General features: G+C 76.4%; 3 protein-coding genes. All 3 read left to right on the top strand.

The window, feature by feature from the left end; genetic code table 11:
* Window positions 1–28: 28 nt before the first annotated feature.
* The 3 genes from ABTY04_RS10700 to ABTY04_RS10690 are packed head-to-tail and all read left to right on the top strand — an operon-like array spanning window position 29 to window position 16,402.
* Window positions 29–7,903 carry a non-ribosomal peptide synthetase gene (locus tag ABTY04_RS10700; protein WP_352212987.1) on the top strand — a complete coding sequence of 2,625 codons (7,875 nt, stop codon included), beginning with the start codon at window positions 29–31 and terminating at the stop codon, window positions 7,901–7,903.
* Window positions 7,904–7,949: 46 nt separating this feature from the next.
* Window positions 7,950–15,125, top strand: coding sequence for a non-ribosomal peptide synthetase (locus tag ABTY04_RS10695; RefSeq protein ID WP_352212986.1), 7,176 nt, complete (start codon window positions 7,950–7,952; stop codon window positions 15,123–15,125).
* Window positions 15,122–16,402, top strand: a complete 1,281-nt coding sequence (locus tag ABTY04_RS10690) for an MFS transporter (protein ID WP_352212985.1) — start codon at window positions 15,122–15,124, stop codon at window positions 16,400–16,402. Before ABTY04_RS10695 ends, ABTY04_RS10690 begins: the two co-directional genes overlap by 4 nt.
* The last annotated feature ends 29 nt before the right edge of the window (window positions 16,403–16,431 follow it).

Below are 16,431 nucleotides of genomic sequence, written 5' to 3'. Positions count from 1 at the left end.
GGCGGTCTCCCAGAAAGCGACACCAGCCATGAACACCAGCCGGCCGGCCATCGAGGACGTCCTGCCCCTCTCCCCGCTGCAGGAGGGCATGCTCTTCCACTCCGGGTACGACGAGGACTCCAAGCACCTCTACATCGCCCAGTTCACCGTCGACCTGGACGGGACGCTCGACGCGGGCCGGCTGCGCCGGGCTGCCGGGGAGCTGCTGCGCCGCCACGCCAACCTGCGGGTGGTCCTCACCCACCGCAAGAACGGTGACCCCGTCCAGGTGGTCCGCCGGGACATGGAGCCGGCCTGGCAGGAGCACGACCTCGGCGCCCTGCCCGCCGGGGCGGCCGCCGCACGCACCGCGGAGCTGACGGAGGAGGACTGGGCACAGGGCGTCGACAGCCGCCGCCCGCCGCTGCTGCGGTTCACCCTGCTGCGGCTGGCGGACGACCGGCACCGGCTGCTGGTGACGGCCCATCACATCCTGTTGGACGGCTGGTCGTTCGGGCTGCTCTTCCGCGAGCTGTTCACCCTGTACGCGGGTGGCGAGCCGGAGCCGGTGCGGCCCTACCGGGAGTACCTGGCGCACCTCGCGCGCTGCGACCGGCCCGCCGCCGAGGAGGCCTGGCGCACCGCCCTGGCCGGTCTCGACGCGCCCGGCCGGATCGCGGACGGCACCGGCCGGGTCTCCCCCGGCGCCACCCCTGAGGACGTGGTGGTGCGGCTGGACGAGGAGCGGACGGCGGCGCTGACCGCGCGGGCCCGGGAGTGCGGGCTGCTCCTGACCAGCGTGGTCCAGGGCGCCTGGGCGGTGCTCATGGCCCGCGCCACCGGGCAGGACGACGTGGTCTTCGGCCTCACGGTCAGCGGCCGCCCCGCCGAACTGCCGGGTTCGGAGCGGATGATCGGCATGCTGATCAACACCGTGCCCGTGCGGGCCCGGATCGACGCGGCCGCCCCGCTGCGCCGGGTCTGCGCGGAGCTCCAGCGGGAGCGGGCGGAGCTGGTGGACCACGACCACTTGGGGCTGACGGAGATCCAGAAGCTGGCCGGTGCACCCTCCGCCCTCTTCGACACGAACCTGGTCTTCGAGAACTTCCCGATGAGCGACTACGCGCTCGACCTGCCCGGCTTCGGGCTGGAGGCGCGGATCCGGTTCCGGGACACCACGCACTTCCCGCTGACCCTTGTGGTCGAGCCGGGCGCGGCGCTCGGGCTGCGGCTGAGCCACCACCCCGGGCTCATCGGCACCGAGCGGGTACGGGAGCTGGGCGAGCGGCTGGTGCGGCTGCTGGAGCGTTGGACGGCCGACCCGGACGCGCCGGTGGAGGTCCTGGACGCGCTGACCGCGGCCGAGCGCCACCGGGTCCTGGCCGAGTGGAACGACACCGCCGCCACCCTCCCGGAATCGACGCTGACCGCGCTGCTCGCGGAGCAGGCGGCCCGGACCCCGGACGCCACAGCCGTCGTCTTCGAGGGGGAGTCCCTGACCTACCGGGCGCTGGACGAGCGGGCGGGCCGCCTCGCGGACGTGCTCGCGGCCCGCGGCATCGGACCGGAGAGCCTGGTGGCGGTCGCCGTACCGCGCTCCCTCGACCTGATGGTCGCCCTGTGCGGGGTGCTGAAGGCGGGCGCCGGCTACCTGCCCGTCGACCCCGGCCAGCCCGGGGAGCGCAACCTCGGGATCATGGCCGACGCCGCCCCGGCGCTGGTGCTGAGCACCGGCTGGGAGGCGCCGGGGACGCCGACGCTGCGGCTGGACGCCCCGCTCCCCGCGGCGGATCCCGCACCGCGGCCGGTGGTCCTGCCCGACCACCCGGCGTATGCGATCTTCACCTCCGGTTCCACCGGCCGCCCCAAGGGCGCGCTGGTCCCGCACCGGGCCATCGTCAACCGGCTGGAGTGGATGCAGCGGGAGTACGGCCTGGGGGCCGGGGACCGGGTGCTGCAGAAGACGCCGAGCGGCTTCGACGTCTCGGTGTGGGAGTTCTTCTGGCCGCTGCTGACCGGGGCGACCCTCGTGGTCGCGAAGCCCGGCGGCCACCAGGACCCCGCCTACCTGGCCGACCTGATCGCCCGGGAGTCCGTCACCACCGCGCACTTCGTGCCGTCCATGCTCGACGTGTTCCTGCGCGAGCCCGCCGCGGCGGGCGCCCGCTCACTGCGCCGGGTGATCGCCAGTGGCGAAGCGCTGCCCCCGCACACCCAGGACGCCTTCTTCCGGGTCCTGCCCGGCGCGGAGCTGCACAACCTGTACGGCCCGACCGAGGCCGCGGTCGACGTCACGCTCTGGTCCTGCCGGGCCGGGGACGCCACGGTCCCGATCGGCCGGCCCGCCGCCAACACCCGTACGTACGTCCTGGACGGCCGGCTCGCCCCGGTGGCGCCCGGTACCGCGGGCGAGCTGTACCTGGCCGGCGTGCAGCTGGCCCGCGGCTATCTCGGCCGGCCCGCTCTGACCGCCGACCGGTTCGTGGCCTGCCCCTTCGAGCCGGGGGCCCGCATGTACCGCACGGGCGACCTGGTGCGCTGGCGGGCCGACGGCGTCCTGGAGTACCTGGGCCGCACCGACGACCAGGTCAAGATCCGCGGCTTCCGCATCGAGCCGGGCGAGGTGCAGAACGCCGCCGCGGGCTGCGCGGGCGTCTCCCACGCGGCGGTCGTCGTCCGCGAGGACCGCCCGGGCGATCCCCGGCTCGTGGCGTACGTGGTGCCCGGCCCGGGCGCCGCGCCGACCCCCGCCGGGGTGCGCAGCGAGTTGGCTGCCGCGCTGCCCGAGCACATGGTCCCGGCCGTGGTCGTGCTGGACGAGCTGCCGGTGACGCCGAACGGCAAGCTCGACCGGCGGGCCCTGCCCGCCCCCGCCCTGCGCACCGGCGGCCGCGGCGGCCGCACCGAGCGGGAGCGGATCCTGACGGGCCTGTTCGCGTCGGTGCTTGACCTGCCCGAGGTGGGGGCCGACGACGACTTCTTCGAGCTGGGCGGCCATTCCCTGCTGGCGATGCGGCTGGTGGCGCAGGTGCGCGGGGCGTTCGGTGCGGAGCTGGGCATCCGTGAGGTGTTCAACGCCCGCACTCCGGCCGCGCTCGCCGCGCTGATCGACGGCGCGGACCGGGCCCGTCCCGCGCTGCGGACGCAGGCGCGCCCGGCGCAGCTGCCGCTCTCCCCGGCGCAGCGCCGGCTGTGGTTCCTGGACCGGCTCGACGGGCCGAACCCGGCCTACCACAGCGCGGTCGCGGTCCGGCTCGGCGGCCCGCTGGACGTGGCGGCGCTGCGCGGCGCGCTGGCCGACCTGGCCGAGCGGCACGAGATCCTGCGCACCGTCCACCCGGAGACCGACGGCGAGCCCCGTCAGGTCGTCCTGCCCCCGGCCCCGCCGGCGCTGGAGCTCCTCGACTCGACCGGCGACGCCGGGACGGATGGGCTCGTCGCCGAGGTCGCGGGCCGCCCCTTCGACCTGGCGGCGCAGGTGCCGCTGCGGGCCGCGCTGCTGGCCTCGGGGCCGCAGGAGCACACGCTGGTGCTGGCTCTCCACCACATCGCCACCGACGGCGAGTCCTGGGGGCCGCTGCTGGCCGACCTGGCGCACGCCTACGCGGCCCGTACGGGCGAGGGCCCGGGCCCGCGCGCACCGCTCGCCGTGCAGTACGCGGACTACACCCTCTGGCAGCGCGCCCTGCTGGCCGGCGTCGCCGAGGAGCAGCTGGCCCACTGGCGCACCGCGCTGGCGGGGCTGCCGGAGGAGCCCGCGCTGCCCACCGACCGGCCCCGGCCCGCCGTGGCCGATCCGGCGGGCGCCGCCCTCGGGTTCGGCCTGGACGCGGCGCTTACCGCGGAGCTGGAGGCGCTGGCCCGGGCGCACGGGTGCACCGTCTTCATGGTGCTCCAGGCGGCTCTGGCGGTGGTGCTGTCCCGGCTCGGCGCGGGCACCGACGTGCCGATCGGGACGGTCGTCGCGGGCCGCAGCGACGAAGCCCTGGACGAGCTGGTCGGCTTCTTCGTCAACACCCTGGTGCTGCGCACCGACGTCTCCGGCGATCCGGCCTTCGCCGAACTCCTGGAGCGGGTGCGGGACACCGACCTGGCCGCCTTCGCCCACCAGGACGTCCCCTTCGAGCAGGTCGTCGAGGCGGTCAACCCGCGCCGCTCCCTCTCCCACCACCCGCTGTTCCAGGTGGCACTGACGATGCGCCGGGCGACCGCCACGGCCGCACTGCACCTGCCCGGGCTGACCGCGGTGACCGAGGAGGTCGACGTACCGCAGGCCGAGTTCGAGCTGGCGCTGCAGTTCACCGAGGCGGGCTCCGCGGGCGAGGGGCTGCATGCGGTCGCCAAGTACCGCACGGGCCTGTTCGACGAGGCCACCGTGCGCGCGCTCGTGGAGCGGCTGCGGGGAGTCCTGCGCGCCGCGGTGCGCGCGCCGCGCGGCCGGGTCTCGGCAATGGAGGTGCTGCTGGAGCGGGAGCGCGAGCAGCTGCTCTCCGCCTGGCTGCCGCAGGGACCGCAGCAGACCGCGGCGGGCAGCGTGCACCGGGAGTTCGCCCGCCGGGCCGCCCTGCACCCGGACGCCGTGGCCCTCGTCGCGGGCCCGGACGAGATGACGTACGGGGAGCTGGACCGGCGAGCGGACCGGCTGGCCCGGCGCCTGGCCGGGTACGGGGTCGGCGCCGAGACCCCGGTCGGCGTGCTGATGGCCCGCTCCCCCGAGGTCGTCGTCGCGATGCTGGCCGTCCTGAAGGCGGGCGGGGCGTACGTGCCGCTGCACACCGGGTACCCGGCCGCGCGCATGGAGAAGATCCTGGCCGACGCGGGCTGCCCCGTCCTGCTGGTCGACGAGGCCTTCGCCCCGCTCGGCCTGGAGTGCGACCGTACGGTCCTGGTCACCGCGGCGGACGCGCCGGAAGGGGAGTTCGCGGCCGCGCCGTGCCCGCCCGGGCAGCTCGCGTACCTGATGCACACCTCGGGCTCGACCGGCGAGCCCAAGGGCGTCGCCGTCACCCACCGGGACGTCCTGGACCTCGTGGCCGACCGGGGCTGGCACACCCGGGGCGCCGAGCGCGTCCTGTTCCACGCGCCGCACGCCTTCGACATCGCCGACTACGAGCTGTGGGTGGCGCTGCTGTCGGGCTGGCAGGTCGTCGTCGCCCCCGAGGGCGAGCCGACGGTCGCCGGTCTCGGCGCCCTGATCCGCGGGGCGGGCATCACCGCCGTGCACCTGACGGCCGGTCTGCTGCGCGTGGTCGCCGAGGAGGACCCCGGCCTGCTGGCCGGCGTCCGCGAGGTGCTGACCGGCGGCGATGTCGTCAGCCCCGCCGCGGTCCGCGCCGTGCTGGCCGCCTGCCCGGACACCGTGGTCCGCCACCTGTACGGGCCCACCGAGGCGACCCTCTGCGCGACCTCCCACCTGATCACCGGCGCCGCGGACGCCGACGGCCCGGTGCCGATCGGCCGCCCCCTGGACGGCACCCGTGCGTACGTGCTGGACGAGCGGATGCGGCTGGTGCCGCCGGGCACCCCGGGCGAGCTGTACCTCGCCGGTGCCGGCATCGCGCGCGGCTACCACCGGCGGCCGACGGCCACCGCGGAGCGGTTCGTCGCCGACCCGTTCGGCGCACCCGGGACGCGCATGTACCGCACCGGCGACCTCGCCCGGTGGCGGGCCGACGGGCTGCTGGAGTTCCTCGGCCGGGCCGACGAGCAGGTGAAGGTCCGCGGCTACCGCGTGGAGCCCGGCGAGGTCGAGGCCGCGCTGGCCGCGTGCCCGGGCGTCCGCCAGGCCGTGGTCGCCGTGCGGGCCGCCGCGGACGGCGAGAAGCGGCTGGCCGGGTACGTGGTCGGGGAGGTCTCCGGGCCCTCGGTGCGGCGTCGGCTGGAGCGGCTGCTGCCGGATTACATGCTGCCCTCGTACGTCCTGGTCCTGGACGCGCTGCCGCTGACCCCCAACGGCAAGGTGGACTACCGGGCCCTGCCCGAGCCCGCGCTGCCCGCTTCCGGCGGACGTGCCCCCCGTACCCCCCGGGAGGAGATCCTGGCGGGGCTCTTCGCCGAGGTGCTCGGCCTCGACGCGGTCGCCGCCGACGCGGGCTTCTTCGACCTGGGCGGCCACTCGCTGCTGGCGACCCGGCTGGTCAGCCGGATCCGTACGGCCCTCGGGGTCGAGCTGGCGCTGCGCGACGTCTTCCGCGCGCAGACCGTGGCCGCCCTCGCGGAGCTGGCCGGGAGCGCCGACCGGGCACGGCCGCCGCTGCGCCGTGCGGAGCCCGGGCAGGGCGCGCCGCTGTCCTCGGCGCAGCACCGGCTGTGGTTCGCGCACCAGGCGGAGGGCCCGTCCGGCCACCACAACGTGCCCTTCGCCTACCGGCTGAGGGGTCCGCTGGACGCGCCGGCGCTGCGTGCGGCGCTCGGCGACGTGGTGGCCCGGCACGAGGTGCTGCGGACCGTCTTCGACGAGTGCGGGGGCGAGCCGGTGATCCGGCTGCAGGAGGGCGCGGCGGCCGCGGTGCCGCTGGAGGTCCTCGCCGTCGCGGAGGCCGGTGCCGTCGCGGACGCGGTACGGGAGGTGACGGGCCACTGCTTCGACATCTCGGCCGAACTGCCGCTGCGGGCCCGGCTGCTGGAGCTTGGTCGGGAAGAGTGGGTGCTGGTGCTGGTGGTGCACCACATCGCCACCGACGGCTGGTCGTGGGGGCCGCTCCTGGCCGACCTGGCCACCGCCTACGCCGCCCGCCTGGGGGGCGCAGAACCCGCCTTCGAGCCGCTGCCCGTGCAGTACCGGGACCACACCGTCTGGCAGCGGTCCGTGCTCGGCGCGGAGGGCGACCCGGACGCGCTGATCACCCGTCAGCTCGGCTTCTGGGCCAAGGAGCTGGCCGGCGCCCCGGCCGAGCTGACCCTGCCCTACGACCGGCCCCGTCCGGAGGTGGCGGGCTTCGCGGGCGGCTCCGTCCCCCTGGAGCTGGACGCGCAGCTGCACGGACGGCTGCTGGAACTGGCCCGGCAGCACGGCTGCACCCTCTTCATGGTCCTCCAGGCCGGCCTGTCGGTGCTCCTGTCCCGCCTCGGCGCCGGCACGGACATCCCGATCGGGACCGTCGTCGCGGGCCGCACGGACGAGGCGCTGGACGACCTCGTCGGCTTCTTCGTCAACACCCTGGTCCTGCGCACCGACGTCTCCGGCGACCCTGCCTTCACCGACCTCCTCGCCCGGGTCCGGGAGACCGACCTGGCCGCCTACGCCCACCAGGACGTGCCCTTCGAGCGGGTCGTGCTGGGCGTGAATCCGGAGCGGTCCCTCGCCCGGCACCCGCTCTTCCAGGTGCTGCTCCAGGTCCAGAACGAGCCGCCCGCCCTGCCCCGCCTGACGGGCCTCACGGCGGAGCCGCACCCCGTCGAGTGGGCGGTGTCCAAGTTCGACCTCGGCGTGGACCTCGGGGAGCAGCGCGCCGCCGACGGCACCCCGCTGGGCCTCACCGGGGAACTCACCTACGCCACCGAGCTGTTCGACCGTACGAGCGCCGAGCGGCTGGCGGCGGACCTGGCCCTGGTACTGCGCGGTCTCGCGGCCGCCCCGGAGCGGCCGGTCGGCTCGGTCGAAGGCCCGGCCCCGCGCACGGTCGCGGCCGCCCCCGCCGCGCCGGAGCCGGCCGCGGACCCGGACGGCAGCACCGAGGACCGCGTCCGCGCCCTGTACGCCGAGGTCCTCGACCGGGACGAGGTCAACCCGGACGACAACTTCTTCGCCCTGGGCGGCCACTCCCTGCTGGTCACCCGACTGATCAGCCGGATCCGGGCCGAACTCGGCCGGGAGCTGAAGATCCGCCAGATCTTCCAGCACCCGACCCCCGCCCGCACCGCCGCCCTGCTCACCGACGCGCCGAAGGCCCGTCCCACGCTCCGCCGCGCCGCCGGTGCCTGAGCCATCCCCTTGCCTTCGCACCACCCCGCACGCCCCTGGAGGTCCTGTGTTTCCCGTTTCGTTCGCCCAGCGGCGGCTGTGGTTCCTCAACCAGCTCGGCGAGACCGGCGCCGCGTACAACTGCCCGCTCACCACCCGGCTGCGCGGTCCGCTGGACCCGCAGGCGCTGGCCGCGGCCCTCGGCGATCTGACCGGGCGGCACGAGGTGCTGCGGACGGTCTTCCCCGAGGTGGACGGCGAGCCCGTGCAGCAGATCACCGACCGGGCGCCGGAGCTGCCCGTCGTCCGCCTCGGCGAGGCGGAGCTCGCCGACGCGCTGGCCGCCGAGGCCGGGCACGTCTTCGACCTCACCGCCGAACTCCCGGTGCGGGCCCGCCTCTTCGCCTTGGGCGACGAGGAGTGGGTGCTGGCGCTGGTGATCCACCACATCGCCACCGACGGCTGGTCCTGGGGCCCGCTCCTGACCGACCTGGCCGCCGCCTACGCCGCCCGGTGCGCGGGCGGGGCGCCCGCCTTCGAGCCGCTGCCGGTGCAGTACCGGGACTACACGCTGTGGCAGCGCGAGCTGCTGGGCGCGGAGGACGACCCGGAGAGCCTGCTCGCCGAACAACTGGCCTTCTGGACGCGGGAACTGGCCGGTTCCCCGGCCGAACTGGCGCTGCCCGCCGACCGGCCGCGCCCGCAGGTGGCGGGCTTCGCGGGCGGCTCCGTCCCCCTGGAGCTGGACGCGCAGCTGCACCGGCGGCTGCTGGAACTGGCCCGCGAGCACGACTGCACCCTCTTCATGGTCCTCCAGGCCGGCCTGTCGGTGCTCCTGTCCCGCCTCGGCGCCGGCACGGACGTCCCCATCGGGACCGTCGTCGCAGGCCGCACGGACGAGGCGCTGGACGACCTCGTCGGCTTCTTCGTCAACACCCTCGTCCTGCGCACCGACCTCTCCGGAGACCCGGCCTTCACCGACCTCCTGGAGCGGGTGCGGGAGAGCGACCTCGCCGCCTTCGAGCACCAGGACGTGCCCTTCGAGCGGGTCGTGGAGGCGGTCAACCCCGAGCGGTCCCTCGCCCGCCACCCCCTGTTCCAGGTGATGATGACCCTGGACAGCGGCGAGGGCCCCGCCTTCGCCCTGCCCGGCCTGGAGTGCGCGGAGCAGCCCGCCGCCTGGGACGTCGCCAAGTTCGACCTCACCGCGGACTTCCAGGAGGGCTGGGACTCGGGCGCCCCGGCCGGGATCGGCGGAGCCCTGGAGTACGCGACGGACCTGTTCGACCGGGCCACCGCCGAGGACCTCGCGGCCGCCCTCGCCCGGGTGCTGGAGCGCCTCGCCGCCGACCCCGCCGCCCCGGTCGGACAGGCCGACCCGCTCTCCGCCGAACAGCGCGCGCTGGTCCTGTCCGGCTGGAACGACACGGCCGCGCCGGTGCCCGCGGGGACCCTGCCCGAGCTGTTCGAGGAGCGGGCCGCCCGCACCCCCGGCGCGACCGCCCTGGTCTTCCGGGACACCGCGCTGACCTTCGCCGAACTCGACGCCCGCGCCGACGCGCTGGCGCACCGGCTCGCCGGACACGGGGTCGGCCCGGAGCACCTGGTGGCCCTGGCCCTCCCCCGGTCCGCCGACTCCGTCGTGGCGCTGCTCGCGGTGCTCAAGGCGGGCGCCGCCTTCGTCCCCGTCGACACGGACTACCCGGCCGAGCGGATCGCCCGGCTGCTGGGCACCACGACCACCGTCGTCACCGACGCCGCGACCGCCCCGGGGCTCCCGGACACCGGCGCCGTCCGCGTCCTCGTCGACGCGCCGGGCCCGGTCCCGGCGGGTGCCGCCGGTCCCGTCCCGGGCCGCCGGATCCTGTCCGGCAGCGCCGCGTACGTGATCCACACCTCGGGGTCGACCGGCGAGCCCAAGGGCGTCGTCATCGACCACGCGGGGCTGCGCAACCTGTACGCCTTCCACCGGGCCGGGGTCATCGCCCGCGCGGAGGAGCTGCACGGCGGGCGCCGGATGCGCATGGCGCTGACGGCCGCACTGTCCTTCGACACGTCGTGGGAGGGGCTGCTGTGGATGGTGGCCGGCCACGAGCTCCACCTCGTCGACGACGACACCCGCCGCGACGCGGCCGCGCTGGTCCGGCACATCGCCCGCGCCGGCATCGATGCCCTCGACGTCACCCCGACCTACGCCGAACAGCTCGTCGAGGAGGGCCTGCTGGACGATCCCGCGCACCGGCTCAAGGTGCTGCTGCTCGGCGGCGAGGCGGCGGGCGCGGCCCTGTGGACGCGGGTCCGGGCCGCCGACGGGATGCTCTGCCACAACCTGTACGGGCCCACCGAGTGCAGCGTCGACACCCTGTGGTGGGACGCCGCCCTCAGCGAGGAGCCGCTCGTGGGCCGCCCGCTCGCCAACACCCGGGCGTACGTCCTGGACGCCGGGCTGCGGCCCGTCGCCCCGGGCGTCCCGGGCGAGCTGTACCTGGCCGGACCGAGCCTGGCCCGCGGCTACCTGAACCGGCCCTCGCTCACCGCGGGCCGCTTCGTGGCCTGCCCGTTCGAGGACGGGGCCCGCATGTACCGCACGGGCGACCTCGTCCGCTGGGACCGCGAGGGCCGCATCGAGTACCTCGGCCGCGCCGACGACCAGGTCAAGATCCGCGGCTTCCGCATCGAACCCGGCGAGATCGAGGCCTGCCTGCGGGCCTGCCCCGAGGTGGCGCAGGCCGCGGTGCTCGCCCGGGACGGCGGGCCCGCCGGGAAGCGCCTGGTGGCGTACGTGGTGGCGGCCGCGGGCCGCAGCGCCGAGCCGGGCGCGCTGCGCGGGCGGCTCGCCGCGCAGCTGCCGGACCACATGGTGCCCTCGGCCTTCGTGGTCCTGGAGGCCTTCCCGATGAACCGGAACGGCAAGCTGGACCGGGCGGCGCTGCCCGCGCCGGACTTCGGCGCGCTGCTCTCCTCCCGCGCCCCGCGCGGGCCCCGCGAGGAGGTCCTGGCGGAGCTGTTCGCGCAGGTGCTGGGGCTGCCGTCGGTGGGCGCCGAGGACAGCTTCTTCGAGCTGGGCGGCCATTCGCTGCTCGCGACCCGGCTGCTCTCACGGATCCGGGCCGTCCTGGGCGGCGACCTGGGCATCCGCCAGCTGTTCCAGCACCCGACGGTGGCCGGGCTGGCCGCCTGCCTGGCGCAGGGCTCCGGAGCCGGGGCGGCCCCCCGTCCGGCCCTGACCGCGGCGGCGGAGCGGCCCGAAGCCCCGCCGCTGTCGGCGGCCCAGCGCCGGCTGTGGTTCCTGAGCCGGGCGGGCCAGTCCGCCGGCTACCACTGCCCGTTCGCGCTGCGGCTGCGCGGTCCGCTGGACACATCGGCGCTGGCCGCGGCCCTGGGGGACGTCACCGACCGGCACGAGGCCCTGCGCACGGTGTTCCCGGAGGCGGCGGGCGAGCCGTACCAGCGGGTGCTGCCCGCCGGGGGCGGCGTGCCCCTGGACCTGGTGGAGTGCGGTCCGCAAGGAACCACCGGGGCCCTCGACGCGCTGCTGGCCCGCCCGTTCGACCTGGCCGCGCGGCCCCCCGTACGGGCGGCGCTGCTCGCGGCCGGGCCGCAGGAGTGGGTGCTGGCCCTGGTGGTGCACCACATCGCGCTCGACGGGTGGTCCTGGGGGCCGCTGTTCCGGGACCTGTCCGAGGCGTACGCCGCCCGGTGCGCGGGCGCCGCGCCCGGTTTCGAACCGCTGCCGGTGCAGTACGCCGACTACACGCTGTGGCAGCGGGAGCTGCTCGGCGCGGAGGACGACCCCGCGAGCCCGATCTCCCGCCAACTCGCCTTCTGGACCGGCGCACTGGCCGGTGCGCCCGCCGAGCTGGCCCTGCCCTACGACCGGCCGCGCCCGGCGGTGGCGGACTTCGCGGGCGGCTCCGTCCCCGTCGGCCTGGACGCCGAGCTGCACGGCCGGCTGCTGGAACTGGCCCGCGAGCACGGCTGCACCCTCTTCATGGTGGTGCAGGCGGCGCTGGCCGTGACCCTGTCCCGGCTCGGCGCGGGGACCGACGTACCGATCGGGACGCCCGTCGCGGGCCGTGACGACGAGGCCCTGGACGACCTCGTCGGCTTCTTCGTCAACACCCTCGTCCTGCGCACCGACGTCTCGGGCGATCCGGCCTTCGCCGAACTCCTGGGCCGGGTCCGGGAGACCGACCTCGCGGCGTACGAACACCAGGACGTGCCCTTCGAGCGGGTCGTGGAGGCGGTCAACCCCGAGCGCTCCCTCGCCCGCCACCCCCTCTTCCAGGTGCTGCTCCAAGTGCAGGACGGCGAGGACGGGACGCTCGCGCTTCCCGGCCTCGACGTCCGCCCCGAGCCGTTCCGCTTCGACGTCGCCCAGTTCGACCTGACGCTGGACGTCCAGGAGCGCCGGGACGCCGAGGGCCGCCCCGCCGGGATCTCGGGCTTCCTGGAGTACGCGGCCGAGCTGTTCGACCACGCCACCGCCGAGGACCTCGCCGCGACCCTGGTACGGATGGTCGGGCTGCTCGCGGCGGCGCCGGAGCTGCCGGTCGGGGCCGCCGACCCGCTGACCCCCGCGGCCCGCCGGCGGGTGCTCACCGAGTGGAACGACACCGCGCTGCCGGTACCGGACGCCACCGTGCCCGAGCTGTTCGCGGCACGGGCCGCCCGCACCCCGGACGCGACCGCGCTGGTGCACGGCGCCGAGCGGATCGGCTTCGCCGCCCTCGACGCCTGGTCCGACCGGCTCGCCCGGCGCCTCGTCCGGGACGGGGCGGGGCCGGAGCGGGTGGTGGCCATCGCCCTGCCGCGCTCCCCGGCGGCGGTGGCCGCGATCCTGGCCGTCCTCAAGGCCGGTGCGGCGTTCGTCCTGGTGGACACCGGATACCCGGCCGAGCGGATCGCGCACATGCTGGCCGACTCCGCCCCGGCGCTGCTGGTCACGGACTCCGCGACCGCCCCGCTGCTGCCGCTCGCGGAGCCGGCACAGGTCCCGCTCGTCCTCACCGACGAGGCGGACGAGGCGGACACTGCCGCCGCCTCCGCGCCCGGTGCCGGGCCGCTGCGGCGGCCCCGGCCGGGCGACGCCGCGTACGTCGTGTACACCTCGGGGTCCACGGGCCGGCCCAAGGGCGTCGTCGTCGACCACGCGGCGCTGCGCAACCTGTACGCCTTCCACCGCGCCCACACCATGGCCGAGGCGGAACGGACCGCGGCCGGACGGCAGTTGCGGGTGGCGCTGGTTGCCTCGCTGTCCTTCGACGCCTCCTGGGACGCCCTGATGTGGATGGTGGCCGGGCACGAACTCCACCTGATCGGCGACGCCGTGCGCCGCGACGCCGCCGCCTTCGCCCGGCACGTCGCCGACGCCGCCCTCGACGTCGTCGACACCACCCCGACGCACGCCGAGCACCTGATCGAGGAGGGCCTGCTCGACGCCCCGCCGCGGCTGCTGCTGATCGGCGGGGAGGCCGCGGGCGAGGGGCTGTGGAGCCGGCTGCGCGCCACGGAGGGGATGCTCGCCTACAACCTGTACGGACCCACCGAGTGCACGGTCGACGCCCTGTGGTGGGACACCGCGCGCAGCGAGCGCCCGCTCATCGGCGGCCCCGTCGCCAACACCCGCGCCTACGTGCTCGACGCGGCGCTGCGGCCGGTGGCGCCGGGGGTGCCCGGCGAGCTGTACCTGGCGGGTGCCGGGCTGGCGCGGGGCTACCTGCGGCGCCCGGGGACGACGGCGGAGCGGTTCGTGGCCTGCCCGTTCGAGGACGGCGCCCGCATGTACCGCACGGGCGACCTCGTCCGCCGGGACCGCGAGGGCCGCATCGACTACCTCGGCCGCGCCGACGACCAGGTCAAGATCCGCGGCTTCCGCATCGAACCCGGCGAGATCGAGGCCGCGCTCGCGGCGGCGCCCGGGGTGGACCGGGCCGCGGTGACCGTGCGGGAGGACGGCCCCGGCGGTGCGAAGCGGCTGGTCGGGTACGTGGTCCCGGCCCCCGGCGGCGACGGCGGTACGGGCTCCGCGCTGGATGCGGCGGACTTGCGCGCCCATCTGGCGGGGTCGCTCCCGGCGCACATGGTGCCGTCGGCGTTCGTCGTGCTCGACGCCTTCCCGCGGACCCCGAACGACAAGCTCGACCGGGCCGCGCTGCCCGCGCCGGAGCCCGGCGCGGCCGGGGACGGCCGGGTGCGCCGGGCGCCGCGCGGCCGGCGGGAGGAGGTCGTGGCGGGCCTGTTCGCCGAGGTGCTGGGGCTGCCCGCGGACGTCGTCGGCGCCGACGACGGCTTCTTCGACCTGGGCGGCCACTCCCTGCTGGCGGCCCGGCTGATGGCCCGGGTGCGCGAGGCGCTGGGCGAGGAGCTCGGGGTCCAGGACCTGTTCGCCGCGCCCACGGTCGCCGGGCTCGCCGCCCGCTCCGGAGGCGCGGTCCCCCGCGGGGACGCGGACCCGCTGGCGCCGCTGGTCACGCTGCGCACGGGGGCGCCCGGCGCACCCGCCCTGTTCTGCTTCCACCCGGGCGCGGGCACCGGCTGGGTGTACCGGGGGCTGCTGGAGCACCTGGACCCGCAGCGGTCCGTGCACGCCCTGCAGTCGAGGGCGCTGAGCGAGCCGGGGGCACGGCCCGGGAGCGTCGCGGAGATGGCCGCGGAGTACGCGGCGCGGATCCGCACGGTGCAGCCGCACGGCCCGTACCACCTGCTGGGCTGGTCCTTCGGGGCGGTGGTCGCGCACGCGGTGGCCGTGACGCTCCAGCAGGACGGCGAGGAGGTGGCCGGGCTCACCCTGCTGGACGGGTATCCGGCGGCCCCGGGCGAGACGGCGGCCCCGGCCGCGGACCCGCTGCGGGACCTGCTGGAATCGCTCGGCTATCCGCCGCGGGAGGAGCGCGGCGCGGCCGGAGGGGGTCCGCTGACCCTCGCCGGGCTGGTGGCGGCGGCCGCCGCCGAGGAGGGCCCGCTGTCGGTCTTCGACGGGGAGACCGTCGCCGCCCTGGGCGGGGCCTACGTCCACCACGACCGGCTGGCCGCCGCCCACCGTCCGGGGGTGTTCCGGGGCGGGGTGACACTGGCCGTCGCCGCCCACGAGCCGGACGCGCCCGGGCCGCGGGTGTGGGAGCCGTACGTCACCGGCCCGGTCGCCCACCACGAAGTGCCGTGCGCGCACGGCGAGATGATGGCACCCAAGCCCGCCGCCGAGATCGCCGCGCTGCTGGGCGAGGGCACGGTGGGCCGGTGAGCGCCGGTCGCGGCGCGCTGCGCCGCCGGGACTTCCGGCTGCTGTGGGCGGGGGAGTCCGTGAGCCAGTTCGGGAGCGCGGCCACCCGGGTGCTGCTCCCGCTGATCGCGGTGGACACGCTGGACGCGGGGCCCTTCACCATGGGGGTGCTGGGCGCCGCGGCCTGGGTGCCGTGGCTGCTGTTCGGGCTGCCCGTGGGGGCGTGGACCGACCGGATGCGCCGTCGGCCGGTGATGATCGTGTGCAACGCGGTGTCGGCGCTGCTGATGCTGTCGCTGACCGCGACGGTCTGGCTGGAAGTCCTGACGACCGCTCAACTGATGCTGGTGGCGGTCCTGGCGGGCACCGCCGACGTGTTCTTCCGGGCCGCCTACACCGCGTACCTGCCGACCGTGCTGCCGCACGAGGATCTCGCCGACGGCAACGCCCGGCTCCAGACCAGCGAATCGGTCGCGGAGGTCGTCGCACCGGGGGTGGGCGGGGCGCTGGCCCAGGCCGGGAGCGCGGCGGCCGGTTTCCTCGCCGACGGGCTGAGCTTCCTGCTCTCGGCGGCGCTGCTGCTGCGGATCCGGACCCCGGAGGGCCGGCCGGGCGGTACGGAACGGGCCGCATCGGAGCCGTCGTTGGTCGGGGAGATCCGCGCGGGCGTGGCCTTCCTCACCCGGGACCCGTTCCTGCGGACGATCCTGCTGTGCGACGCGGCGATGAACCTGTTCCTGGGCGGCGCGCAGTCCCTGTCGATCCTGTTCCTGAACCGGACGGTGGGCGTGCCGGGCGCGCTGGTCGGTGTCCTGATCGCACTGGCGGGGCTGGGCGGGGTCCTGGGCGCGGTGGTCTCGCCGCGCCTGGCCCGCCGGTTCGGGACGGCCCGGGCGGTCCTGCTGTGCGCCTTCTGCGGCGGCCCGTTCGGGCTGCTGATCCCGCTCACCACGGACGGGGTGGGGCTGCTGGCCTTCCTGGTCGGGGAGTTCTGCCTGATGACCGGGGTGGTCGCCGGGAACGTCATCATCGTGAGCTTCCGGCAGGCGTACTGCCCGCCGGACATGCTCGGCCGTGTCGGCTCCACCATCCGCTTCGTGATGTACGGGACGATCCCCGTCGGCAGCCTCCTCGGCGGTGCCCTCGGCACCCTCCTCGGCGAACGCGACGCCCTGTGGCTCCTCTACGCCGGCAACGCGCTCTCCGCCCTGCTCCTCCTGACGGGCCCGCTCCGCGCCGGGCAGGACCTCCCGTCGGTCCCGGAGCCGTCCAGGGAGGGGGCCCGGGTCGCCCCGTGAGCGACCCGGGCACCGGCACCGGTGCCGGC

The sequence above is a fragment of the Streptomyces sp. NPDC097981 genome (genome assembly GCF_040302565.1).
Taxonomy (GTDB): Bacteria; Actinomycetota; Actinomycetes; order Streptomycetales; family Streptomycetaceae; genus Streptomyces.
The sequence above is the reverse complement of the archived record's forward strand: the minus strand, read 5'-3'. Positions and strand labels throughout refer to the sequence as shown.

Excerpts from the sequence above, each read along its gene's own strand:
- ABTY04_RS10700 (WP_352212987.1), top strand. The coding sequence starts at position 29 with ATGAACACCAGCCGGCCGGCCATCGAGGACGTCCTGCCCCTCTCCCCG.